Genomic DNA, 21,382 nt, shown 5'->3' with positions numbered 1-21,382 from the left:
CTCACTTATAGGTAAATCCTGGCGCATCTTTTTTACTTCCCCAGTAAATAGAACGTTCAGACATCTGCGCTACATACCGGAATATACGGTCGCCGGGATAAGCAGCCTGCTGCGATTCATCTGTATAGCGATCAGGGAAAGGACGCTGCCAGTCTTCAAAAATATTACTGAGGGTGTACTGCAGGGCGTTTGTCCCGCCAGCGGTCGCCCCCGTACTGGATACCCGCCCTTTGAACAGGAGATCAGCAACCTGGACAACGCCGTTATCATCCATGGCCACCAGATAGATTTCGGCATTTCTGCCAACACAGCGCTCATTCAGCGTGGTGGCAAAGAGAGCCATATCCAGACCGGAAAGGGTCATTTTGACCTGTGTCGGGCTGGTTGTGCTGGTTTCACTGGCATCATCAACAGAGCCCATGCGGCCCATGCCGTAATAAACATAGCCGCCGAGAACCAGCGTCCCGGTACCGGAATGCACATAGACGGTGCCGGATTCAAACTGAATATTGGCGGCGATCGCGACCGTCACCCTGTCACGGGATAACCAGTCCACCATTGAATCCGAAAACGGGAAATACAGCATTAAAATGCCTCCTCAAGCTCCAGCGTGTAACTGGTAAAAACACCCGGCACACGGTTACCGGCACCCTGTTGGTTATCCTTCAGTTTGAAAATGCCGTAGGGTTTCGCAACCTCAATGGCAGCATTAGCAGGCGGCGAACTACGCAACATCGGCGCAAATGCAATCATTGCGGTACCGTTCGCCGCGCTCGTCACATCGGCTGTAACCATCTTTAGCTCGTCGTTAACAGTGAAATAATCGCCCTGTCTGAGCACCACTGTTCCCGGCGTCCAGCCCTTACTCTGAAGCTGGGTTCCGGTCTGATTCGCGCCATCAACAACTGGCGTTCCAGCAGGTGTTCTGCCACTTCTCCCCCAGTCACGGACTTTTACCCTGCCATACTCACCATCAAGCGAAGCCACCAGAGCATCAATAAGCCTGGACTTTTCATCTGTCAGGTTATTAAAGGTCAGGGAACATACCCAGCGGGTACCGGGGAAGCGTGCGGTTTGTGATGATCCATTGAAGGGAGAACGAAAAGTTTTGGTATTACTCTCCGGTCGCCAGGTTAGCGACGCGGGACAGACATCTTCCGGCCATTCGAGTACAGCCATAGATTCTCCTGCATTACTCTGCGCATGTCAGCGCTACTGATCATTTGTCAGGATGTTACTGGTTTACATACCTGGTTATGGTTGTTACTCAGCCCGTCAGTGGTGGGACACTGGCGTTCTCTGGTTAGGAGGGACGGCTGATTACCTCTGGATAAGGAAATAAAATGAAGTTTTACCTGTCTAAAGTGCAACTGCTACACATTGGAATGCCAGGTGATTACGAACCAGAAGCCGGGGCTCCAAATGTCAGATTTACCGTTTATGGCGAGCACGGAGAAAGCATCACCAATCATATATTCATTGAGAATGCGAAGAATCGCTCTCTGGCGGAAATTGAAAAAGAGATAACCCAGTACATCAGAGAAATATACTCTTCATAAACCGATTGATCGACGCAACGGACCACGACAAAGAAAGTCTTGATGTATTTGTTTTATAGCTGCGGCAGTAGCTTCTTCAGTTGATTTTGACATTGCCAATGATAGTTCAGCGGTCTTATGTTTGGCCGCTTCTTTCATATCAGATATTTCTTTTTCCAACTCTGCAACTCGTTGCTCTAAAGTCATAACTGTCTCCCGCCTTTCGGCTTAATGAATATTATTAATGCATTACACACCAAGTAAGCGCCTCGCCTGGCCTCTATTAGAGAAGTCCTGCAAGATATCCTGACGCGCCTGCTTCGCACCGTCATTCGCTCCCTGTCGCGCAGCTTCCTGCATAGCCTGCTTCAGTGCAGCATCTCCGTTACCGGAAATAGAGAAATGCTGCTGAATAGTTTGCTGGAGCTGAGCCCCGCCACCGCCAACAGAAGAAACTGTGTCATCCACCATACGAACACCGAGATTACCGTCAGCAGTTCGCGTCAGGGGCATTATCGCTTCAGGGCCAGCCTCTCCCATCAGACCTGCACCTTTTGCAAATGCAAACATCGTCGGGCTATTCACGACGCCATTACGGAAACGACTCAGATCAGGGGAGTCCATTACGCCGCCCTTAGCGAATTTCAATTGAGATGCCGCACCAGTATAAGCTCCGGACGGTGTTGCACCGCCAGCGGATGCTGCACCAGCTACTGAACTACCAAACATCCCACCCAGTGAACCAAACCAGCCGCTATCACCAGCAGATTTAAGCGTGTTGACCATAATTGCTCTGAGCAAGACTTTCTGCAGCTCATTCAGCACACTGTTCGCCCAACTTGCCCAGTCAGCTTTATTACCACTGAGGGCGTCAGCCATGTTGTCCACCAGACCATCAAGGGTGTTACCGACTAAATCTGACACCTGAGTGTAATAATCGCTGGAAGTATCTACCCAGTTAGCCAGGCCATTCTGCGCACCGGCTAGCCAGTTACCCTGCAATCTATCCAGTTCATCATAATGAGAACGGTATTTATCGAGTCGTTCCGCCAGCGCTTTGTCCAATTCCTGGTTATAACGGTCATAATCCTCCTGGCTACGAATATCTCCGCTCTGATAGCGCCGTTGCAAATCCTCTCGCTTCTCCAGAAATTCGCGTTCAATGCTGAGTTGCTCACGCACCCTTTCGCGGGCTTTATCACCAAGCCCTGCGCCAATGACATCTGCATCAAGGGAAGCCGCTGAATTCGCATTTTCGCGCTGAAGGTTCGAAACGTATTCAGCCAGTTTTAGATTTTCCTCGTTCGCCTTTTTTACGGAATTTAGGCGATCAACCTCTGTAGCCAATTGTTCAAGGCGTTGCTTCTGTGTTGCATTAAGTCCAGTTAGCTTACCGTCAGCGATATCAAATTGTATTTTTTGTTGTTCAGTAACCTCTGCGCTTTTTTTTCCAGTGGTGTCGATGAGAGCAATCTGACGGAGGTAACTTGTCTCCATTGATTTAAAAGCTGATTCAAGTTTTTTTGCTGAAGCAGCAGTTTTTAATTTCCCGTTTGATTCTCCTGCGCCAAGACCATAATCTGTTTTAGATGAAGAATAATTACCTAAGGTTGCTGGATATAGAGGTAGGTTATTTCCTGCTTTAAGGATTGCTCGGCGGCGTTCAAGCTCTGATCGTTCAGCCAGTTTCCCTTCCACATCCATTCCTAATCTGTTGAAATCAGCAAGATAACCTTCGTCATTTAAATCTGCATCAAGGTTTCTTATGCGACGATCAATTTCCTCTATAGATGCATTCTCCCCTACTGCCCGCCCCCCTTTGTAAAGATCGATGAGTTTTCCTGCTTCAGCTCCAACCTTAACAAGCCAGGTAGCGAGGTCGACCACGCCACTAACAAGGTTGGTGATACCTTTGATAACTTCAGGGTCTTTAAATACATCACCCATGTCGCTAATTGATTTCTGCAGGTTAGAAAGGTCAACCTTTGCTAATCCAGCTGATAATTCAATCTTAACCCCTTTAACTTGGTTTTCCATATCCTCAAAGATTGAATTAACTTTTACGAGACTTTCTATATCGGTATCATCTGGTGCTACGCCAAATTCTTTCGCAGCCTTAATATATTTTTGTAATTTATCACCGCCCTGATCAAGCAAAGGAAGCAACTTAGAGAGATCGTTACCCAAGCTTTCAAGAATAGTAGTCTTTTCAGCGTTTGTTTTAATCTTGCTCAGAGCATCACTTATGGCTAAAAGTTGCTTATCCGGCGATTCACTCGATAATTTTTTAGCTGATAAACCGAGTGCATCCAATGCATCTACAGCCTCACCTGATTTATTCAGTACCGAGTCACCAATTTTATCTCCGATATCTTTAAAAATATCAGCCATTTGATCGCCTGAAACACCTGCTTTTTCTGCAGCATACTGCCAAGCAAGTAATGATTGAGTAGACATGTTGAGCGACTTAGCCCAACGGTCAGACTCAGTAATTTGCCTGGAGGTGTTTTTTAACAGGTTGTATCCAGCCACACCTACGCCAATAGCAGCGGCGCTTGCTGCAGTTGCTGCCCCTGTGAATGCAACAGCTACAGATTTTGCATCCTCTTGAATCTGTTTTCGCCATTTCTGCGATGCCCTTTCAGCCTGGCTTAGGCCGCCAACAAAGCCGCCAACTTTGGCAATTAAGTCTATCGTTAATGTACCTAATGATTTACTTGCCACGCTGTCCTCCAGGTAAAAAAAAGCCCCGCAAAGCGAGGCATTTTAATGCTTATTAAATAGTGTAAATATTACTTTTATTTTTTCTTTGCTTGCTCTGGATAATCTGAAACATCAAAATCGAACCCCTGTTCGCCAGATTGATAAAATGTCACTCCAATAGTGATTTTTTTATTGCTCTTGATATATTTTTCGAAAGACTGTGGGTTATCAAGAAAAATCATATCTGATCTTCCAGACGCCTCACTACTTGCAGTCCAGGTTTTTACCTTTCCGTTATCGCCCTTCGTTCTTATTGAGCAATCTGAGTAACCACATACAATCTGCCCTTTAGATATCACGACATAGGCATCAGTACCTTGTTTTCTTTTGCGGAAAACCAAGTTGAGTACAGATCCACCATCAACGTTGTAAGGGAATGGGAAATTAACATGATTTTTCGACGTATTATAAAAAATCTCCCCAACCTCACCAGTCACGCTATCTTTCGTGGGTTGGTTATGCCAGTTAATAACTGTAACTGGTTCTTTTTTTACCTCTACTTCTTTCACGACATCATTTTTCAACTTATCATTGCTTACCTGAGTGCTCCCCACTGTTTGGCTAGGCGCTTCTTTTTTATTGCTTACTTTGCCAATAAAAAAAAGAAGGATAAGAACCCCTACAAAAATAAAAAACACCATCATACATCCCGATGGACCTTTGTTTTTTTTTGCTATGGGAGCTCCGCACTTTGGACATGATGTGGCCTTGTCAGATACCTGTTCTCCACACTCTTTGCATTTAATTAAAGCCATTCCTTGATCTCCTTATTTTTAGATAGGGTAGCAAGGAAAGCGTTTCTAATAAATTCTACTTTTCAATTCCACGTCCTCATCGCTTCCTGCAGGCTAATTGGTTCGTTAGCGGCGACGCGCTCTACCGCTGCAATGTGAGGAGCGAAGTCAGCAATGCTGAATGCCGGCGTGTTTGTACCGCGATTCACATTAGCCAGCACAGAAGAAATCAGCGCTGCGCCCCATTCCGTCCGCATCATAGGGTTCAGGCTTCCGTATTTTTGACGATACTGAACCCACTGCTGGAACTCAAGGAAGCTAAGGCGTTCCTGCGCTTCTGAAATGGTACGTCCACCAATCCCGTTAAGGACTAGTTCGCACCAGATTTCGTCTTCTGCGCTGAGTCCGTCTTTCCCAGATCATTAACTTCCTGAATGGCCACCAGCAAAGCAACTGTAAGTTTTCCATCCAGTGCGCCACGTTCCGGATCAGCCTCACCGGTCACATCAGCAACGGTAAACACCTGATGCCCGTCTTCGTCACAGATTGATGCTGCAATACGGCCAGCAACGCCATCAATCTTGCCAAGACCGGCGAGAACGTCAGATGTAGCAGTGTGATAACCCAGAGGGCGAACATAGGTTGTGGCAATGTGCTCTTTCCCGTCAGCACCTTTCCATTTAATTTCTTTCTCAACAGGACGACCAGTAAAGGCGCCAGTTTTCTTCAGCGTATCAAGAGTCAGTTTCATGTTGTTTTCCGGTATAAACATCAATGGGGCGGGGAATATTCCCCGCGCTTAATTAACTGCCTGGTTGCGCTTTCGGAATCCATGCCCCCTGGCCGGAACGCTGGATGGTGGCAGATGTCTGCACGACGGTATTACCCTGGAAGTCAAACGGGAAGTCGGAAACATAACCTTTGAACACGTACCAGGTACGATTTGAAGGCAGAATCAGTCCATCAACAGCATCAGGGGAACTACCCGTTGTTGGTTCAGACTCACCATCAGACCAGCCGATCGCAAATGTCACATCGCTCTGATCGTTTGATTCAGCCATATTGCTGAGCATCAGGTGGCTGGCATTCTGTGGATCGGCGTTAAGCGTGGCAGTCGCCTGCCCCGGAGTACGCAGACCCTTTTTATATTTTCGGGTGTTACGTTCACTGAGGCAGGTATCGTCAATCTGATCTGCCGGGCTGCCGCCTGGTGTGAATGCCGTAATGCATTCGATTTCGCTCACGACACCATTCGCGAGCACAAAAAGTTGAGTGCCTTGAGTCACTACTGACATAGTCATCTCCGGATATAAAAAACCGGCTTATAGCCGGTGTGATGTGAGTTGTTTTGAGTTATCGGTTGACCAGCCAGTCAACGTCGAATGAATAACGGTATTTGAGGGTTGCGGGGTCTCTGCCCTGCGCAGCCCAGCGAGCAATGTAAGCCTTGCGCTGAATGACATCGCGCAATACTCGCGCCACTGCAAGAGCATCGTCATCAGTGTCGCCATACACATCAACCTGAATAGAATAACGGTCGATGTCAGGGTTCTGACTCAGGTAATTTTCAGGTTCACCGCCCACGTTCTGCCAGACCGCGTAGGGATACACCAGGTCATCATCATGCATGCCAAACGGATAAAGCCTGACCGGGTGGGCTCCGAGTAGCTCTTTTACTTTCGGGTCTGTCGAACAGACGGAAAAAACTGGAGCAATCATGCTGTGGTTCCTTTCTTCTGCGCGCGAGAGACAGCCCTGTCGATAGCTTTTTCAAACTCGGTAGAGAAAACGTTAACTACCTGCATATCAACACCATTCATCGCGGGCCTGAGAATTGGTTTAGCTGCAACATGTTCTGTTCCAAACTCCAGAAAACGCCAGTACCAGGTAGCTCCACCTGGGTTTCCCTTACCAGAACCAGCAATCTCCCCCATTTCCGATAAAGATGTTTGCCCCAGTCTTGCTCTACGGCGATCAGTTTTCCTTTGTTCACGAGCACTTCTGGTTGCCCTGGCTCCGCCAAGTACGCCAACGCGGAAAGCTATATCACCAGTTTGCCTGTATTTCCGGCTATCAAATCTCGCTACAATATTTTTAAAGATGGCTTCATTGGTAAGTGGATCATCCACTCTTTGAGCATTCCCTCTCGCCCTGTCACGGATAACTTCAGCAGCCTTTCTAAGTGCAAATCGCCCTGCTTTACTTTTTGTCACATCAGTAATTGCTGACATTTTCCCCAGCAAAGAATCCAGTCCGGTAAGGTTTACTTCTACACCATCAGCCATCGTTTACCCCTTCTGAGCACGGGAGCGTAAGGTATTCACGCCCGCTTTTCGGGTCGGGCAAAACACCTTCGATATTGTAGATGCCACCACGAAAAAGAATACGGTGTTTCCTGGTAATCCCTGCACGATAGTTAATAACAATGCGAGTGGTTATTTCCCCCTGAACCGCCTGCGCAGCAATAAATTCACGCACTGACGACGGGGAAACTTCCGCCCAGACAGTTGCCACATCCCGCCAGGTGTTTTTTACGGCTCCCGTTGTCGGGTTTTGATCTTTTACCGTCTCCTGCAGGGTCACCCTGTGACGTAATTTCCCGGCTTGCATATCACCCCCTCGGTCTTTGACTCAAGTAAACGGGTCGCTCGTCGCCTAATGAAGTAGCATCAATACCTTCATCTCCGGCCAGTGACTGGATAATGACATCACACAGGGCTTCATTTGATTCAGCCAGGCGGTTTAACGCTTCCGTCTGCCCTCTCTGCGCTTCGTTCTGTTCGCTCAGCGCTGCTATCAGCGCGTTTACCTGTTGCTCGTTCATAAGCTATTTTCACCCACTTTTTTATCCACTAGCGCTGCTGATAGCACCCGGAACATGACATTTATCCCCCTTAAATAATCGTTGGCAGTCGCAGCTCCCAGATAAGCATCGTCACATCAAAAGGTAACTCGCCCTGCTTTAAATTCTGCACTGTTGTGCCATCAGGATCGTTGTAAAGCTTAGTGACAAGGCGTAACGTCGCCTCCTTTGCCAGCGAACATTCTTCACTTTCCAGCGGTCGGTTATTGGTATCAACGATTTTGTCCCTGCTGCCCTGGCAAAAACGAATAATTGCGGAACTTGCGGCACGGATTTTTCCTGTTAGATCATTGTCGCTATGGTCCCCATCAATACGGCAGTGGTCTTTAACCTCATCAAGAGTGACGAGTTCAATCATGTTTTATCCCTCCCATCACGACCGCGCTTGGCGGCCAGCGTCCAGCCTTTAGCGCCTGTTTCACCAGGCTTACCCTGCGTCTGTTCGTCACAGTGCCAAAGAGAGCCGCCCCACGTCACAGTGTCGCCAGGCAGATATTCATCACCTGATTTGAATACGCCCCGGTACACCATAACTGGCAAATCAAAAGTTTTTTTCTCACTGGCACCACTGGCGTGGTTAACGGTGACAGTGAAGTTACGCATCCCTTCCTTGCCGACATCAACGCCAGCAACACCATCAACTACACATTCCCAGCCACGCATGCCGTGAGTTTTCTCATAGGCCCGCCAGAGGCCTCCGTTATGGGTGGCATAAGAACCACGGGGATAACTTTTTGACCCATCAATAAAAGGCAGTAATTCCAGCGCAAGCGCATCGCGGCCATCTTCGCCGGGCCTGCCAGGTTCCGGCGCGGGGATCTCAGCCATAGCCTCACTGATGAGAGCTTTAACATCAGGAATTTCCGGCATTGCTGCCGTAATAAGCTCCTGCAATACAGGTCTGATGTCCTCCACTGTCACGCTTTTGCCGTCCTGCGGTACAGGAATTTCCGCTACGGCTTCACTGACGGCATCGTCAACGGCCTGTTTGAGTGCCTCCGGATCGTAGTCTTTGCCGTCTTTCGGCACAGGCATTTCACCAACTGCCTTGCTGACCAGCTCCGCCAGAACAGGGAGAATCTCTTCCACTGTCACGCTTTTGCCGTCCTCCGGTACGGGAATTTCCGCTACGGCTTTACTGACGGCATCGTCAACGGCCTGTTTGAGTGCCTCCGGATCGTAGTCTTTGCCGTCTTTCGGCACAGGCATTTCACCAACTGCCTTGCTGACCAGCTCCGCCAGAACAGGGAGAATCTCTTCCACTGTCACGCTTTTGCCGTCCTCCGGTACGGGAATTTCCGCTACGGCTTTACTGACGGCATCGTCAACGGCCTGTTTGAGTGCCTCCGGATCGTAGTCTTTGCCGTCTTTCGGCACAGGCATTTCACCAACTGCCTTGCTGACCAGCTCCGCCAGAACAGGGAGAATCTCTTCCACTGTCACGCTTTTGCCGTCCTGCGGTACAGGCAGGGCGGACACCGCCTCGCTGACCATAGCGCCGATATCTGGCAATTCAGGAGCCTCAGGAACCGGAAGAGATACCACTGCATCGGCCAGCAGCGTGGTAAAGTCAGGTGCCGGAGTATCCTTCAGTGCCATGACCTCCAGTGAGAGCTGTTTAAGCTGCTCTTCCGTTGTTCGCTGATAGTCACTGAGGCTTTTTATGAAAGACTCGCGAAGTTCGCCAAGCGCAAGAGAAAATTCCTCTCCAAGAGCCCTGATAAGGGAAAGTTCACGTTCATTCATTTGGTTAACAATCCTCTCAGCATGGCTTTTGCCGCTGTCAGTTCAGTTTCAGACATAGATTTCCCTTCCGCATCGTCAGGCGTGGTATGGCTGCCGGTACCGGATTTGGCAAACGGATCATCAGAAGCGTCACGCCGCGCCAGTGCCTCAAGACTGAAGTTCTGCTGCTGAAGATACAGCGCATCGCCTCCGGGTAAGGGAGGAAGGTTTTCACTCCGTCGCGCCTCATTTGGCGTCAGGATGGTATTTTTCACACCCTCGCCGAGTGATTTGATACGGCGTTCGCTGTCCATACGCAGCAGCGCATTCACATCAAATTCAGTACCTGAATCCCCCTCAAGCCCGAAAGCCTCATCCAGAAGTAGTTCTATCGACTCAATGAGCGACTGAAGGCACTGCGAGTAATACTGCTGGTCCTGCGCTTCGATATTGTCATGAGTGGGTAATTCACCAATGCCAACCTTATAGGCCGGGACATGAAAGACAGAACAGATGATCTGCGCCGTCATGCTTAACTGCTCAACAGTCTGCGCATCAACGGCTGATACCGTTGTCGGGTTATACTTCGCGCCATTGCTCAGAATGGCGGTCTTACCTGAATTCTCACCGGAATAACCAGAATCCCAGTTGTCTTTAATTTTTCTGGCGTTATCTTCAGTCAGGGAACCAGGTACTTCAATCACGCCGCTCGGCTTTCCTCCGTTGCGGAAAAAATAGGCCGAGTTTTCCTGAATGTGATGCCCCTGCATCGCCGCGAGCCCAGCGGCGTAAATGGGAGACAATCCGATGAGCGGATGGAAAAGGCAATTGAAGCGATCGTGTATTACTTCGCGCGCCGGGACTGTAATCGACGATTCAATTCCGGTCATATTGTCAGGGTTTATCTGGTAGAAGACAGAACCATCATCCGCCACCAGCGGGGTAACCTTGTTCCAGTCCAGCAGCCTGAGTTCGGTAATTTTCCCTGCGTTATTACGTATTTTTAACGCCACCGTATTTCCGTGGCATAACTTCGAGCTCATCCAGTGCTCAAAGAACTGGATCCGGTTCTGAAAGGCATTTGGCCTTTTGTACAGTGCCGGAATATCCCCTGTTTTTACTTCCTGCATGACCCCTTTTGTGTCACGGCGCATCAGCCGTGGCGGCATCTTGGCGATATCACTCGCAATCAGTGATATGCAGGCGAACACAGCATAATAAGAAAGAACGGTGTCCTGATTAATTTCAAGGTTACGCTGCCATGCCCCGGCGAATGGTTCATGCATAAAGCCGAATAATGGCGACCAGCCTCCGCGGCTGACAGGCTGCTGCAGGGCTTTTTCTTTTCCCTGTTTTCTCCGGAAAGGATTCCACATTAGCCGTTCTCCGCTTTTCGCTTGTTCTTTTTGCCACCAGTACGCGCGCCGGTGAAATATTCAGCCTTGCCAAGCAGCACCAGCACCCTTGCGCACCGATCGTCTACGGATTTTACGTCTCCCGGAACCGAATCATGGGTACGTTGCAGATATCTGATTTTTGCCATGCATTACGGCGGGGTTTCCCCCGCCCTCCTTCCGCCGTTTAGCTGCCCTGGTTGGAGCTGTAGTTCACTCCAGAAATAACCGCCACCGCTGCCGTGCGACGGCGCTTCCAGTTGATCCAGCGCTCGGCGCGGATAGCCACACTGTTGGTCTGGAACATGGAAACCAACTCAGTTCCGGTTGGGGTGATGCTGTCGCCGGTTGGTTCGCTTTCCATTTCCAGAGAGGCTTCACGCGACATGTCCACCGCCACGCCGCCATCATCAGCCAGATAGATATCCGGTGCGTTAAGCAGCGTCAGGTTGGTGCCCGCGAACTGGGAAACGATAGCCGGAAGGCCCTGGAAGGTGCCGCCAAGCAGGGTCATTTCCGGATACATTTTTTGTCCCAGTGCGTTTTTCTTCATGGACAGCGCCAGCGCGTTAGTACTGGACATGATCCATACGCCGCCCGTCGGTTGCAGATTATTCGAAACAAACTGGGCGAAGGCCGCTTCAGCATCAGCATCCGGGTCACCGGTAGACGGAACGGCCACAATACCGTTGGTTACTGAGGCCGGAGAGACGTTAGCAACTTCAGCTTTCGCCGGGTTGATAAAGTCTGTATCCAGACGAGCAATGACCGCTTCAGCCAGGGCGTTACGCACCAGCGCATCGGCTGCCGGGTTGGAGAAGCGGATCAGTTCATCGGTCAGTACCGCGATAGCCGCCACCTTGGCAAAACTGAACGTGATCGATTCAAAGTCGAATTTGGTCAGCGGTTTGGCCTTGCCCTGCCCCACCCAGTTCGCTGAGCCGCCGGAAGTCTGCGCCGGGATACGGATGTTGAACGGAACCTGACGCAGGGCCGGGATACCACCCTGCCCGAAACGCCCGATAATGGTTTGCGGGCGGAGGAATTCAACAAAATCCAGCGCATATTCCTGATATTCAACCAGCGCACCAGCCCACTGAGGGTCGGTGGTAGTACCGGCGCCCACGGCAGCTTTCAGTACATGATGCAGTTTGGCGTCGTCAGGATACTGTTTGCGGGCGATCTCCAGCGCTTCGGAACGACTGCCGTTAGCGGCGGCCAGCGCCTTCGCAAAGCGGGCAAAGGCAATACCTTTTTCCAGCTTCTGTTCGACGCGGATGATGCCTGGTGCACCAGCCTTAACGGTAGTGACTTCGCCAGTAGCGGCTTTTGCTACCGGTTTAGCGGTCGATGCCATATTGCTTTCCATATCGCGCAGGCGTTTCAGATGCTCATCAACCGCCTTAATTTCGGTAGACGTGTCGTCGTAGCTTTCAGTTTCTTCTGCGTCAAGCGTACGGCCTTCATCAGCAGCTTTACTCATGATGTCGCTCAGCGAGGCTGCCAGCGCTGCACGCTTCGCTTCGAAGCTCTTGATTTGTTCTGCAATATTCATCGAATTGGTTCCTTTTTTGGTATTGGTTGCTGTAGCGCCAGCGGAAATGGATGATTTAACGACGGTTTTTTTATTGCCGGACGCGGCAAGAAACTTGCGATCGATTGATTTAACAGACTGAATGGAGCAATCACCGTTGGCAGGAACAGTTACAGCAGAAAGCTCATACCACTCCCACGAAATAAACCGGATGCCGCCATCGTCAATAAAGCTGTATTCAATGGGCTTAAATCCGATAGAAAGCCCACGGACAAGACCCGTTTTGATAGATGCCCACGCTTCATCAAGCCTGGCGACCAGTTGCGATGGCATATCCGCATCTGGTTTTACCAGCTTTGCTTTAATCTCGATGCCAGTGTCGGTGACATTTGCTTCTGTAACCTGGCCTATTGGCTCGTCATGCCAGTGTTGCCACAGCAGAGGTAACGGAAGAGTAAATTTCACACCGGCAGGGTCTACAATGTCGCCATAGCGATCAGGTTCAGGGGTACTGGCGATGCCGGTAATCTCCCGAGAGTCCTCATTGACCGCCTTTACCTGCATCAGGCTATAGGCGCGATTATTCATTTGCTGTCCTCCAGAAACGAAAAAACCCGCCTGTGCGGGTCATTAACTGACGTGTTTGTTATACGAAAAATACCTGGTAATCTTTTTTGGCAGGTTCAGGGTTAAGGGCCATAAGGGAAACAGCGTTGAACAGCGCCATCAGGGGATCAATCTTGCCCTTGCCACTGGCCTGCTTGGTGATCAGAATGGCGTTGCCTTTCGGCTCAACTCTGGCATTACCGACACACCACGCCATCATCGGCTGACCACCATGTATCAATACGCCCTCGGCAAGCTTTCTCTCGGTGGTTTTAATCGCGCCGCCAAGTCGCCAGCCCTGGCTGACACCGACTACCGCATCAGCGGGAATTCCCGCCTCAATAAGTGCATCGAGTATCTGCCCGACCCCGGAAGGGTCAATGCCGATCTTGTCGAGCAACTCCGCTGCATGGATTCGGCTGACGTATTCGGCCACCTCTTCCGTATCCTGTCCGACGCACTTCACGATGGTCAGGTCACCGGCTCTCACGAAGTCGTGAAATCGGGATTCCTCACTTTTACGCCGGCGAACCGCTATCTCATGTGCCCATGCATGACACCAGCAGAGCCATTCTCGTGTTGCAGCGTCACGCCCGACCGCAGAAACACCCAGCAGATCATCAAGGCCGCCGCCGTCTATCCCAACGGTGATCACCTCTGATCGCCGTAGTAAGTCTTCAAAGCTGACACGCTGTGCCTGTTGCTCCCAGAAATCGACGCCCGCCCAGCGATCGGTGCGCAGGTTCAGCCCAATTTCAATATTGAGGTGCTTGGCCAGAAACTGCTGCAATGTGCCATCGGTTTTTGCCTGATTTTTGCGAAGCTGGTCTGATATCCATTCAGCGCTGACCGAGAGCCCGATATTCGGATTAGTAATGTAGAAATTATCCGGATCGAGATAGGCCTTTCTTTCAACCATGCTTTGTGGGAACTCATAGAGAATTCCCAGCGTTTTGGGATCGTTGATTTTTCCGTCGCGTACAGAGCGCCAGTAATCAAGGCGTTCTTTGAATACGCCAGCAGGCGGCTCATCGCTTTGAGTGGTGAGGTAGATAACCCACCCTTCATTACGGGATACTTGTCCGCCCGTCGCCTCCATAAACATCGCTTCGGCATTGGCGCGTTTGCCAAAAAGCCAGAGTTCGTCGACAAGGATCCGGCCGGACTTTTTACCGGACACCGTATCAGTATCAGCGGCCACGACTTTCAGTGTGTTACGCGTCACCCGGTGCGTGATAGTGCGGATATGATCCTGTATCTGGAACATGTCGGTGAGTTCATCATCAGCGCGTATCATCCCGGCAGCAGGCTTAAAGCTGTTGTCGGCAACCTCTTTAGTCGGTGCCAGAATCAGGTGTTCTTCATCCTCTCGCCAGCACAGGATAAGTGCGGTCAGCATAATGCCCGCCGCGATTGTCGATTTGGTGTTCTTCTTCGATATCAGCAGCCCATATTCGCGAATCAGCTGGTTTCCTGTCTCAGCGTCATAACCACCGAAGATGACCTTGACGAAATCGAACACCCATTCTTCAGAACATTCTCCGAATGTGGGCTTGCCCGGCAGGTCAGAAACCCGCAGTTCCCGGAAGATACTCAGCGCCTGCGCCGCTTGATCAGGAAAAATGGGCGGCGGAATGATGGATTCACCGGCGACCAGGCGCGCTTCCCAGTCCGTACAGGCTGTAGACCACTGCGCCATACGTCACCCCTTATTATTATTCACAACCAGTTTTGGCGGAGCCATTGAACCGAACTTACTGGCACCAGCGGCCGCTTTTGCCGCAGCATGGCGCGCATCTTTTTTCCCTGTTTCCCCCTTTTTGGGATGGATATAGGGAAGCATGGCCTTCGCCGCATCCTTTCTGACGTCAATTTCTTCGGTTGAATCGTTCATTACCGCCATAAGAAATTCGAGCGGATCATCAAAAGTCCCGGCAACAGGTGGGGCCTCTGGCGGTGTTACCGGAGCCCTGTTTTTTTCAGGGTTGTTTACCGCTGGGATGTAAACATTTTGACGGTACGTCGGTACGTCGTCTGTTTCGATGACTTCCTTTTTTTTACGTCCAATAAACGCGATGACCTCCGGGTCTTTTGCAAGCTGCGACCCCTTGGACCGTGCGGATTTCTCAGAATATCCCGCCTTTATTGCCGCATCCTTTTGAGACATACCGGACATCAGCGCGACGGCGAATTTTCGCTTTTGCGCTGTTAACATGTTTATACCCTCCAGAGGTGGATTTTTTCTGTGCGTGAGAGGGGGCGCGGTGTCCGGGGCGAAGGGGGTAAGCTCTCAACCCTCCCCCCCCATCCCCTTACCTGTTCCTGGGTGGCGGTAAGACTTCGCCGGTCTCACCTTCAGGTTTCACTGGCTGGTATCCTCCACCTGGGAGCCTGCTATCAGTTTTCTTCGGCGTTCCATATCGGTTCCGCATCTCCCTGCAATGCATCCATGTAGGCTGCGCGCCTTGGCTCAGCTCAATCAGAAGAAGTGCCAGACCGACAATGAAGATCAATACCAACCACCCCATATTCGCCTCATATAATAGTTATTGAATCGTTGTCATTAGTGGCCACAGCATGCTTCATTGCTTCCTCATCAGGCTGTCCCGTCGAGGCTTCACGAGCTGACTTACCCGAGTGGCAATCGATGCAAAGCGTCCACAGATTGGACTCATCGTTATCACCGCCAAACTGTAACGCCACACGGTGATCCAGTTCGCTGTCATGCAGGCCAACGATGCGACTGCACATACAGCAGTGACCACCATCACGGACATAAATTCGGCGCTTCAGACCCACCCTGGCGCTACCACTAATGCGCCGGCTCTCACCATAGGCAGGCTTAATTCGTCGGGTGTCGATGGCTTTTAATCGTGGCTGTAATGTCTTTAGCCTGGACATGTAACCTCCATGCCTGGTGGATTATATGTATGGGAAGGATCAACATCTCAATACAGGAAACACAGCCAGTCGCCATGCGCGGCGGCGCTCTGTTCTGGGTATTAAGTCAGGGTGGCGCTCTACCGGTTCGCCGTCTGCGTGATCAACCAGCGAATAGCACGGGTAGATCACCTCGCCGCCATATGCATCACCAACGGCATAATCAGCAGGCTTACTGTTGTCCCACCGCTCCAGTACACGCTTAATATGATGCTGTGGAACGCTATAGCAGACGCCGTGAATCAGTCGCGGCAACGTGATGTAATTGGTACGCGTCTTGTCGGCCGCTATCAACCGTTCTGCTACCTGCATCTGGTACTGAGGTGGGCGGCCAGTTCCCAGATAAAAGCTCACCAGTGAATCGGGGAAGCGATCTAACCATCCAGTAATCAGAGCCACAAGGTCCGGTACGGGTAGCGCGTCATCCTCAATGATTACCACCCTACAATCCTGCTTTGAAGCCCATTCAAGCGCCCGCCGATGATTCCATGCTGCCCCATGATTGCATGGGTCGATCATCGCATGGGCTGCAGGTCCTATGTGGTATGCCAGCGCTCTCGCCTGTTGCTCTCTGGAATGATGCGCAACCACCACAAACTTCACTTGTGTTTCCACCATGCACCCTCCTTACCGACGCCCTCGGTTTTGAATACAGTGTGAACCAGAGGGCCGGTGATCAGCCTGTCAGCGAATGACTGCGCGACAATGCCGAACGCCAGCATGTCACCCACCGCGGCGCCAGCATGCTCTTTCTTCCAGAAACGATAACTCTCGATCCGGTAGTAAAGACGGATGATGCCGTGAGCGAACGCCATTACATCGGCACGAGTACCACCCAGCAGGCCCGCGTTAATCATCACATCGTTGCGATACGCCTCAATGAACTCCTGATAAATACGCTCCGGATGATTCTGTTTAGCCCAGGCGTCGGCGTAGGTCTTCGGTTCTGAACCGACATAAACCCTTCCTGGCTGCATTTCACCCCACGGCTCGCGTAGCATCTCGACATCGGTGCCATCGGTACACCAGACGAACCGGTATTCTGGATGATCGCGCAGGTGCTGCCAGATGTGCAGCCAGCGCCGAAAATAGACGTTCATTGCGACATCAGGAACTGTCACTAGTAGAGCGCCACCGGGAGCGGAGGTTAGCTGGTCGGCCAGCACTATGGCATCAGCACCCCGGATTGATTTAGCCCAGGTGGTCAGCGCCGTCGGGTCAGGCTGCATTCTGCTACCGCGCTGCGGGTCAGGCTGGCTGGTAAGTAATGTTGTTATTACCACGTCGCGCTGCTGCCGGTATTCAACGTAACCGGTAAATCCAGTATCGCGCCGTTCGTTGTGGATCTTAACGTTACGTTCCACCAGCGCCTGACGGTCTGGCCTCGGTACCGAACGCTCTACGGCCTCGTGCTCATCGAGAGAATGAATCAGCTTTTCTGAACCGACGACGTCAGCGTAAGCCCACGTCGTCAGGCCAGCGTTATGAATTCGCAGGGCGAGGTCACTGTGTTCGTACATGCCACGACCATAAATCGGATCGAATCCGCCCACCTTCTCAATGGCGCTGCGGTGGTAATAGAGCATCACGCCGCGCTGCCCGGTGTACGCCACATGCTGATCGTCACGGTAAAGCACCGAAAGGTCGTTCAGCTTATTGCGTCCAGCCAGATCCAGAAACTGGTAAGCCAGGTGCGGCTCAGGTGATTCGATGTAGGGAAGATGCCAGTTATCAGCGATGGGCCAAGCATCATCATCCCATAAAAAAAAATGCTCGCACCTGGCATCCATTAGGGCTGACAGACTGGCGTTCTTCGAAGCAACAATGCCGAGTGATGTTTCGTGGCGAAGCAACTGCACTCCGTCAGGCACTGCCGCTGCAGGTTTTGAACCATCATCGATAACAACCACCAACGCGCCGGCTGGCAGGTGCTTCAGGTGCTGTTCGAGTGCACGTTTTAAAACTTCGGAGCGCTGATGTGTCGAAATGGCAATACCGATCCGCGATGAAATTGCGCAGGCGGGTGCATACGAGACACCATTAATAGTGACCTGCATTTGATTTTCCTTTTAGGCGTGAGTCTGTCGCACGGCAAAGCCGCCAAAAGTTAACGGATTACCCAAGCTCACTACTGAAATACACTCTTTGATGTGCGCGTGCGATGCGCAATAAAAAGCCCCGCTTATAGCGAGGCTCAAAGTTATGCACATGACACTAGCAATCAAATTGGGATGGGTTTAAATCGTTGGATGGCGTCTTCCACGTCAGGCATCAAAGGCTCACGCCCATGGTGACCAACCAGATACATCTCGCCATTGTCTGAGATGTACTCATTAATAATGAAGACAACTTCACCAAGAGGAAAGGTTTTGTCTGGGGTGTAACGGATTTCACGACGACCATCTTCAATTTCATATACCTCGCCATTACGTCCTTCACCAAATAGCATTACATCCTGCATAAATATCCCCACATGTAGAAAATCTATCCAGACATTATCACAGGCACTCAGTGAATGCCTGCGGTGCGGATTAACACAGCCTTGTTCAAACTAAGTGAAACCATTTCCATATCTCCAGTAATGAATCTTTTATAGAGTCGCAATCTTTACGACTAACTAATGGAAAGGCCTATTGGGCCCTACAACAGGATGGCTGCAACTCGTGGTCATCTCCGATAGCTAATTTCAAGGATATAAAAAATGATTGATCCAACTTTAATTGCTTTACTTATTGCTCTAGCCCCCTTTGCCTCCCCAGTAATTGACTTGCTTATGGAGTGGGCAAGACTGGAGCTAAAAGAGCGATATACCCGTAAAAAACTCAAGTAATAGTTACCCCAAGCACCTTAAGTTTTTTTCTCTTCTGGTCAATCCTACTATCAAGCACAGCCACTGCATGTGGGCACATGGCATCAAGAAAGGCTTTATCCTGATAGGTGGACTGGATTGTCACACCAAGCCAGGCACCACTTTCCAGCATGCCTTTCTGCCGCTGTAGCTCTCTCATCTCGTTATTTAGGTAATACGCTTCACCTAGGTTCTCTACGTTCATTGTGCCGCCTTATAGTTATTTGACTGTCTCACCGAGTCGTAAATGCGTTCACACGTCATCCCGGCGGCATAGCGTTCGTCAGCGATTGCAGCATATCGTTTAGCTTCTGCTGCAATATCTCCGAGCATGTTGGCGAGCATTCCGGCGCTGACGTCGGTTGTTTTGCTTCTGACGGTAGCGGCAAGATCTGCGGTGTGCTTTGCAGCGTCCAGGCGGGCGGCAAGCTTTGTTGCTTCGGTGCGCAGCTGGCTAACAGTAGCAGACAGACCAGCAGCAGTGGCAGCTGATTTAGCGGCTTGTGCTTGTGCATCTTTTACAGCCTCATCACGGGCAATAATGCGCCCTTGTTCAATCATGCGGGCTGCGGTATGCGCGTTCGCTGTTTGCGATGATTCCGCGCTGTCACGTTCCGCCCACTTTTTTTCCCACCCGCGACTGCTCCATACACTGCCGGCGATGAATGCGACGACCACCAGCAGCGAAATAACAATGAACTGATAGCGTAGACTCACTGGTCTATCCCCCAGCACGCCAGCGCGCTTTCCTGGTCCCGTCTTTCTACCTGCCCATAGCAGCCATTTTTCTGGCCTTTGGTCAGGCGACAATCTCGACCACCATCTTTAATCCACCAGCGGATCGCTTCACAGGCGCCTTCACGGTCGCCAGTATTTATTCGCTTATAAAACGTAGACGGGAAACATTTTCCGGGGCCGATGTTATATGGGCAGAAAGAAGCGATACCCGCTTTCTGCGGTTCGGTCAGTGGTACTTTGATATTTCGCTCAACCCACGCCAGCGCCTTGTCGCGTTCAATGGCGTTTACCAGGGCGCATTTCTCAGCTGACAGCTTCATGCCCTGAACTACCGGCCTGCCATCAACCATTGTGGCACCACGACAAATCGTCCAGAGTCCGCCGCCGTCGCGATACGCCTGCTCGCTATTCCCCTCTTTCTCATCCAGAAACTGATCGAGAATAACGGGCGCGGAAGCCCCGGCAAGAATCAAACTAACGACCGCTGCGCTCAGTTTATTCTTCAGCTTTGGTGACATTGCCATTAAGCCGGTCCTCCCTTTCCTTTTGCCTGTAGTACCAGTTCACTGCACAGGTAATAACGGTGCATGCGATACCGACAATAATTGCCCAGTCGCTCAGGCTTAACCCTGCAATTCTGTCGGCCAACATCCAGGACACCTCTTTTGCTGTTTTAGCGGTTTCGGCATATGCCTTCGCTGATACACCGCAGCCGGCAAGCGTGGTTCCTGATCCATATGAAAGTCTGCTGTAAATGGTGCTCATTCTGGTCATAGCCCTACCTCCGACTTTTCGGATGGCATTGTGTGTGATTAAAGGGTCAGGCTTCACGGGCTGGATGTATCAACAAAGCGCGTTGCGGATGACTTCAGTGAGCCTGAAAAGAGGTGAAGCGACGAAAATCATTTTAAGCAGAGTGATATTCATCTAATAATTGCACGTTCAAACAGAGTAACCTGTTAAATTCGCTAGAAATTGAGGAAAGATAATGATCGTCAATCAGTTAAAAACTCTACATAAGAACATGCTCACACAGGGTATTACACGAACTCAGTTTCAATATATGCATAATCATTTAACATTTGATGTACTGTTCATTGCAGAGGAAAATTTCGAGTTGCTATTTGGTGCTGTTGGGCATAACTGTAGCTTTTTTGTCAAAGTTCAAAAAGGCTATGATCTGGTACCAATAATTAGACCAGAGTCAGCCTTTTTATGCCTGATAAAATTACTTAAGCTGACGTCGGATCCTACCAATCGTTTTAGTGCTAAAGCATTTTTCCAAGACTTCGCTTTGAAGATCCCTGAAACAGTCAAAGCACGAAATAGCACACTACCATCTTCCCTTACCCCAGAGATTGATGAGGCAGACAAAGTCGTATTTCTTGGATGGCGTAATAATGGAGAGAGTGGCGGCCACGTAACAGAACCTAATCTACGAAAGACTCTCAATGCTTTCGGAAAGGACATCCATGAGTTCTGTAAGATAAGAAACATCAGTAGTCGATGGTCGCCAAAAAAAGACAAATAAAACATCATTGCAAGAAGTCGCGCCCATCCAAAAATGGGGAGCTTTTCAGTCACTCAGGGCCATCCCATCATCACAGACCGAAAAGCTTTAACTGGAGCGGGCAGCAGGAATCAAACCTGCATCATCAGCTTGGAAGGGTGAGGTAATAGCCATTATACGATGCCCGCA

Annotated in this window: 30 protein-coding genes and 1 tRNA gene; 3 read left to right on the top strand and 28 right to left on the bottom strand. The window is 50.5% G+C overall.

Translation table 11 applies throughout. From position 1 onward, the window contains the following. Position 1: 1 nt before the first annotated feature. Both FDX24_RS16230 and FDX24_RS16225 read right to left on the bottom strand, forming a co-directional pair. Complete coding sequence (locus FDX24_RS16230) at positions 2–586, bottom strand: hypothetical protein (protein ID WP_137364616.1); 585 nt, start codon at positions 584–586, stop codon at positions 2–4. Then, positions 586–1,179: a hypothetical protein gene (locus tag FDX24_RS16225; protein WP_137364615.1), complete on the bottom strand. Its 594-nt coding sequence runs from the start codon at positions 1,177–1,179 to the stop codon at positions 586–588. The genes FDX24_RS16230 and FDX24_RS16225 overlap by 1 nt, the downstream gene beginning before the upstream one ends. A 164-nt stretch (positions 1,180–1,343) precedes the next feature. On the opposite strand from FDX24_RS16225, the gene FDX24_RS16220 reads away from it, so the two are divergent. Continuing rightward, on the top strand, positions 1,344–1,559 hold the full coding sequence (locus FDX24_RS16220) for a hypothetical protein (RefSeq protein ID WP_108961635.1): 216 nt from the start codon (positions 1,344–1,346) through the stop codon (positions 1,557–1,559). Here the strand turns inward: FDX24_RS16220 and FDX24_RS16215 are convergent. From FDX24_RS16215 to FDX24_RS16120, 21 genes are all read right to left on the bottom strand, one after another. Beyond that, positions 1,554–1,745: a hypothetical protein gene (locus FDX24_RS16215; RefSeq protein WP_137364614.1), complete on the bottom strand. Its 192-nt coding sequence runs from the start codon at positions 1,743–1,745 to the stop codon at positions 1,554–1,556. The two genes, FDX24_RS16220 and FDX24_RS16215, sit on opposite strands and share 6 nt — an antisense overlap. A gap of 42 nt (positions 1,746–1,787) precedes the next feature. Next, positions 1,788–4,262: a phage tail tape measure protein gene (locus FDX24_RS16210; RefSeq protein ID WP_137364613.1), complete on the bottom strand. Its 2,475-nt coding sequence runs from the start codon at positions 4,260–4,262 to the stop codon at positions 1,788–1,790. A 74-nt stretch (positions 4,263–4,336) separates the two neighbouring features. Further along, positions 4,337–5,056, bottom strand: a complete 720-nt coding sequence (locus tag FDX24_RS16205) for a zinc ribbon domain-containing protein (RefSeq protein WP_137346292.1) — start codon at positions 5,054–5,056, stop codon at positions 4,337–4,339. 62 nt (positions 5,057–5,118) lie between these two features. After that, a complete protein-coding gene (locus tag FDX24_RS23745) occupies positions 5,119–5,295 on the bottom strand; it encodes a hypothetical protein (RefSeq protein WP_199999103.1) in 177 nt (58 codons plus the stop codon). A 110-nt stretch (positions 5,296–5,405) separates the two neighbouring features. Continuing rightward, positions 5,406–5,786 carry a phage tail assembly chaperone family protein, TAC gene (locus FDX24_RS16195; protein ID WP_137364612.1) on the bottom strand — a complete coding sequence of 127 codons (381 nt, stop codon included), beginning with the start codon at positions 5,784–5,786 and terminating at the stop codon, positions 5,406–5,408. A gap of 52 nt (positions 5,787–5,838) precedes the next feature. Next, a complete protein-coding gene (locus FDX24_RS16190; protein ID WP_137364611.1) occupies positions 5,839–6,330 on the bottom strand; it encodes a phage tail tube protein in 492 nt (163 codons plus the stop codon). Between the two features lie 58 nt (positions 6,331–6,388). After that, a complete protein-coding gene (locus FDX24_RS16185; protein ID WP_137364610.1) occupies positions 6,389–6,754 on the bottom strand; it encodes a DUF3168 domain-containing protein in 366 nt (121 codons plus the stop codon). After that, positions 6,751–7,320 (bottom strand): HK97-gp10 family putative phage morphogenesis protein, encoded by a 570-nt coding sequence (locus FDX24_RS16180; RefSeq protein WP_119922247.1) that lies wholly within the window; start codon positions 7,318–7,320, stop codon positions 6,751–6,753. Before FDX24_RS16180 ends, FDX24_RS16185 begins: the two co-directional genes overlap by 4 nt. Further along, positions 7,313–7,645, bottom strand: a complete 333-nt coding sequence (locus FDX24_RS16175) for a phage head closure protein (protein WP_137364609.1) — start codon at positions 7,643–7,645, stop codon at positions 7,313–7,315. Before FDX24_RS16175 ends, FDX24_RS16180 begins: the two co-directional genes overlap by 8 nt. A gap of 1 nt (position 7,646) precedes the next feature. Beyond that, positions 7,647–7,859, bottom strand: a complete 213-nt coding sequence (locus FDX24_RS16170) for a hypothetical protein (protein ID WP_137364608.1) — start codon at positions 7,857–7,859, stop codon at positions 7,647–7,649. Between the two features lie 70 nt (positions 7,860–7,929). Beyond that, positions 7,930–8,256, bottom strand: coding sequence for a head-tail connector protein (locus tag FDX24_RS16165; protein ID WP_119922244.1), 327 nt, complete (start codon positions 8,254–8,256; stop codon positions 7,930–7,932). Continuing rightward, complete coding sequence (locus tag FDX24_RS23740) at positions 8,253–9,644, bottom strand: phage gp6-like head-tail connector protein (protein ID WP_137364607.1); 1,392 nt, start codon at positions 9,642–9,644, stop codon at positions 8,253–8,255. Before FDX24_RS23740 ends, FDX24_RS16165 begins: the two co-directional genes overlap by 4 nt. Then, positions 9,641–10,999 carry a phage portal protein gene (locus tag FDX24_RS23735; protein ID WP_137364606.1) on the bottom strand — a complete coding sequence of 453 codons (1,359 nt, stop codon included), beginning with the start codon at positions 10,997–10,999 and terminating at the stop codon, positions 9,641–9,643. Before FDX24_RS23735 ends, FDX24_RS23740 begins: the two co-directional genes overlap by 4 nt. After that, entirely contained in the window at positions 10,999–11,166 is a 168-nt protein-coding gene (locus FDX24_RS23485; RefSeq protein ID WP_170973078.1) for a hypothetical protein, read from the bottom strand. Before FDX24_RS23485 ends, FDX24_RS23735 begins: the two co-directional genes overlap by 1 nt. Before the next feature lie 38 nt (positions 11,167–11,204). Then, positions 11,205–13,139, bottom strand: a complete 1,935-nt coding sequence (locus tag FDX24_RS16150; protein WP_137364605.1) for a phage major capsid protein — start codon at positions 13,137–13,139, stop codon at positions 11,205–11,207. Positions 13,140–13,197: 58 nt separating this feature from the next. Beyond that, complete coding sequence (locus FDX24_RS16145; protein ID WP_137364604.1) at positions 13,198–14,856, bottom strand: terminase large subunit; 1,659 nt, start codon at positions 14,854–14,856, stop codon at positions 13,198–13,200. A 3-nt stretch (positions 14,857–14,859) separates the two neighbouring features. Next, positions 14,860–15,372 (bottom strand): terminase small subunit, encoded by a 513-nt coding sequence (locus FDX24_RS16140; protein ID WP_119922270.1) that lies wholly within the window; start codon positions 15,370–15,372, stop codon positions 14,860–14,862. A gap of 320 nt (positions 15,373–15,692) precedes the next feature. Further along, positions 15,693–16,058: an HNH endonuclease gene (locus FDX24_RS16135; RefSeq protein ID WP_137346169.1), complete on the bottom strand. Its 366-nt coding sequence runs from the start codon at positions 16,056–16,058 to the stop codon at positions 15,693–15,695. Positions 16,059–16,097: 39 nt separating this feature from the next. Beyond that, complete coding sequence (locus tag FDX24_RS16130) at positions 16,098–16,715, bottom strand: hypothetical protein (protein WP_137346170.1); 618 nt, start codon at positions 16,713–16,715, stop codon at positions 16,098–16,100. After that, positions 16,697–18,154: a glycosyltransferase family 2 protein gene (locus FDX24_RS16125; protein ID WP_137346171.1), complete on the bottom strand. Its 1,458-nt coding sequence runs from the start codon at positions 18,152–18,154 to the stop codon at positions 16,697–16,699. The genes FDX24_RS16130 and FDX24_RS16125 overlap by 19 nt, the downstream gene beginning before the upstream one ends. Before the next feature lie 164 nt (positions 18,155–18,318). Next, the gene (locus tag FDX24_RS16120) at positions 18,319–18,558 is read right to left on the bottom strand and encodes a hypothetical protein (RefSeq protein WP_137346172.1); all 240 of its coding nucleotides are present in this window, start codon (positions 18,556–18,558) and stop codon (positions 18,319–18,321) included. A gap of 240 nt (positions 18,559–18,798) precedes the next feature. Here FDX24_RS16120 and FDX24_RS23765 point away from each other — a divergent pair, with 240 nt between their 5' ends. Further along, positions 18,799–18,927, top strand: a complete 129-nt coding sequence (locus tag FDX24_RS23765; protein ID WP_255562039.1) for a hypothetical protein — start codon at positions 18,799–18,801, stop codon at positions 18,925–18,927. Here FDX24_RS23765 and FDX24_RS16115 read toward each other — a convergent pair. Genes FDX24_RS16115 through FDX24_RS16100 form a run of 4 tightly spaced genes read right to left on the bottom strand, consistent with a single transcriptional unit; the run spans position 18,920 to position 20,457 of the window. Beyond that, positions 18,920–19,150 carry a hypothetical protein gene (locus FDX24_RS16115; RefSeq protein WP_137346173.1) on the bottom strand — a complete coding sequence of 77 codons (231 nt, stop codon included), beginning with the start codon at positions 19,148–19,150 and terminating at the stop codon, positions 18,920–18,922. The genes FDX24_RS23765 and FDX24_RS16115 overlap by 8 nt on opposite strands. Beyond that, complete coding sequence (locus FDX24_RS16110; RefSeq protein ID WP_137346174.1) at positions 19,147–19,662, bottom strand: DUF2514 domain-containing protein; 516 nt, start codon at positions 19,660–19,662, stop codon at positions 19,147–19,149. Before FDX24_RS16110 ends, FDX24_RS16115 begins: the two co-directional genes overlap by 4 nt. Beyond that, positions 19,659–20,207, bottom strand: coding sequence for a lysozyme (locus FDX24_RS16105; RefSeq protein WP_137346175.1), 549 nt, complete (start codon positions 20,205–20,207; stop codon positions 19,659–19,661). Before FDX24_RS16105 ends, FDX24_RS16110 begins: the two co-directional genes overlap by 4 nt. Continuing rightward, positions 20,179–20,457 carry a phage holin gene (locus FDX24_RS16100; RefSeq protein ID WP_072025529.1) on the bottom strand — a complete coding sequence of 93 codons (279 nt, stop codon included), beginning with the start codon at positions 20,455–20,457 and terminating at the stop codon, positions 20,179–20,181. The genes FDX24_RS16105 and FDX24_RS16100 overlap by 29 nt, the downstream gene beginning before the upstream one ends. Positions 20,458–20,671: 214 nt before the next feature. Here FDX24_RS16100 and FDX24_RS16095 point away from each other — a divergent pair, with 214 nt between their 5' ends. After that, positions 20,672–21,214: a DUF6037 family protein gene (locus FDX24_RS16095; protein WP_137346176.1), complete on the top strand. Its 543-nt coding sequence runs from the start codon at positions 20,672–20,674 to the stop codon at positions 21,212–21,214. Positions 21,215–21,306: 92 nt separating this feature from the next. On the opposite strand, the gene FDX24_RS16090 is transcribed toward FDX24_RS16095, so the two are convergent. Then, positions 21,307–21,381: transfer RNA gene (locus FDX24_RS16090), tRNA-Gly, on the bottom strand. Position 21,382: the final 1 nt, after the last annotated feature.

Origin of the sequence: Citrobacter sp. wls716 (assembly GCF_005280975.1) — a bacterium.
In the GTDB taxonomy this organism is placed as follows: Bacteria; Pseudomonadota; Gammaproteobacteria; order Enterobacterales; family Enterobacteriaceae; genus Citrobacter; species Citrobacter youngae.
This window is presented reverse-complemented; position numbering and strand designations above follow the sequence as displayed.

What these genes read in the sequence shown, in the direction of transcription:
- FDX24_RS16230 (WP_137364616.1), bottom strand. Translation starts at nt 586, where the DNA reads ATGCTGTATTTCCCGTTTTCGGATTCAATGGTGGACTGGTTATCCCGT.
- FDX24_RS16225 (WP_137364615.1), bottom strand. Translation starts at nt 1,179, where the DNA reads ATGGCTGTACTCGAATGGCCGGAAGATGTCTGTCCCGCGTCGCTAACC.
- FDX24_RS16220 (WP_108961635.1), top strand. Translation starts at nt 1,344, where the DNA reads ATGAAGTTTTACCTGTCTAAAGTGCAACTGCTACACATTGGAATGCCA.
- FDX24_RS16215 (WP_137364614.1), bottom strand. Translation starts at nt 1,745, where the DNA reads ATGACTTTAGAGCAACGAGTTGCAGAGTTGGAAAAAGAAATATCTGAT.
- FDX24_RS16205 (WP_137346292.1), bottom strand. Translation starts at nt 5,056, where the DNA reads ATGGCTTTAATTAAATGCAAAGAGTGTGGAGAACAGGTATCTGACAAG.
- FDX24_RS23745 (WP_199999103.1), bottom strand. Translation starts at nt 5,295, where the DNA reads ATGATGCGGACGGAATGGGGCGCAGCGCTGATTTCTTCTGTGCTGGCT.
- FDX24_RS16195 (WP_137364612.1), bottom strand. Translation starts at nt 5,786, where the DNA reads ATGAAACTGACTCTTGATACGCTGAAGAAAACTGGCGCCTTTACTGGT.
- FDX24_RS16190 (WP_137364611.1), bottom strand. Translation starts at nt 6,330, where the DNA reads ATGTCAGTAGTGACTCAAGGCACTCAACTTTTTGTGCTCGCGAATGGT.
- FDX24_RS16185 (WP_137364610.1), bottom strand. Translation starts at nt 6,754, where the DNA reads ATGATTGCTCCAGTTTTTTCCGTCTGTTCGACAGACCCGAAAGTAAAA.
- FDX24_RS16180 (WP_119922247.1), bottom strand. Translation starts at nt 7,320, where the DNA reads ATGGCTGATGGTGTAGAAGTAAACCTTACCGGACTGGATTCTTTGCTG.
- FDX24_RS16175 (WP_137364609.1), bottom strand. Translation starts at nt 7,645, where the DNA reads ATGCAAGCCGGGAAATTACGTCACAGGGTGACCCTGCAGGAGACGGTA.
- FDX24_RS16170 (WP_137364608.1), bottom strand. Translation starts at nt 7,859, where the DNA reads ATGAACGAGCAACAGGTAAACGCGCTGATAGCAGCGCTGAGCGAACAG.
- FDX24_RS16165 (WP_119922244.1), bottom strand. Translation starts at nt 8,256, where the DNA reads ATGATTGAACTCGTCACTCTTGATGAGGTTAAAGACCACTGCCGTATT.
- FDX24_RS23740 (WP_137364607.1), bottom strand. Translation starts at nt 9,644, where the DNA reads ATGAATGAACGTGAACTTTCCCTTATCAGGGCTCTTGGAGAGGAATTT.
- FDX24_RS23735 (WP_137364606.1), bottom strand. Translation starts at nt 10,999, where the DNA reads ATGTGGAATCCTTTCCGGAGAAAACAGGGAAAAGAAAAAGCCCTGCAG.
- FDX24_RS23485 (WP_170973078.1), bottom strand. Translation starts at nt 11,166, where the DNA reads ATGGCAAAAATCAGATATCTGCAACGTACCCATGATTCGGTTCCGGGA.
- FDX24_RS16150 (WP_137364605.1), bottom strand. Translation starts at nt 13,139, where the DNA reads ATGAATAATCGCGCCTATAGCCTGATGCAGGTAAAGGCGGTCAATGAG.
- FDX24_RS16145 (WP_137364604.1), bottom strand. Translation starts at nt 14,856, where the DNA reads ATGGCGCAGTGGTCTACAGCCTGTACGGACTGGGAAGCGCGCCTGGTC.
- FDX24_RS16140 (WP_119922270.1), bottom strand. Translation starts at nt 15,372, where the DNA reads ATGTTAACAGCGCAAAAGCGAAAATTCGCCGTCGCGCTGATGTCCGGT.
- FDX24_RS16135 (WP_137346169.1), bottom strand. Translation starts at nt 16,058, where the DNA reads ATGTCCAGGCTAAAGACATTACAGCCACGATTAAAAGCCATCGACACC.
- FDX24_RS16130 (WP_137346170.1), bottom strand. Translation starts at nt 16,715, where the DNA reads ATGGTGGAAACACAAGTGAAGTTTGTGGTGGTTGCGCATCATTCCAGA.
- FDX24_RS16125 (WP_137346171.1), bottom strand. Translation starts at nt 18,154, where the DNA reads ATGCAGGTCACTATTAATGGTGTCTCGTATGCACCCGCCTGCGCAATT.
- FDX24_RS16120 (WP_137346172.1), bottom strand. Translation starts at nt 18,558, where the DNA reads ATGCAGGATGTAATGCTATTTGGTGAAGGACGTAATGGCGAGGTATAT.
- FDX24_RS23765 (WP_255562039.1), top strand. Translation starts at nt 18,799, where the DNA reads ATGATTGATCCAACTTTAATTGCTTTACTTATTGCTCTAGCCCCCTTT.
- FDX24_RS16115 (WP_137346173.1), bottom strand. Translation starts at nt 19,150, where the DNA reads ATGAACGTAGAGAACCTAGGTGAAGCGTATTACCTAAATAACGAGATG.
- FDX24_RS16105 (WP_137346175.1), bottom strand. Translation starts at nt 20,207, where the DNA reads ATGGCAATGTCACCAAAGCTGAAGAATAAACTGAGCGCAGCGGTCGTT.
- FDX24_RS16100 (WP_072025529.1), bottom strand. Translation starts at nt 20,457, where the DNA reads ATGACCAGAATGAGCACCATTTACAGCAGACTTTCATATGGATCAGGA.
- FDX24_RS16095 (WP_137346176.1), top strand. Translation starts at nt 20,672, where the DNA reads ATGATCGTCAATCAGTTAAAAACTCTACATAAGAACATGCTCACACAG.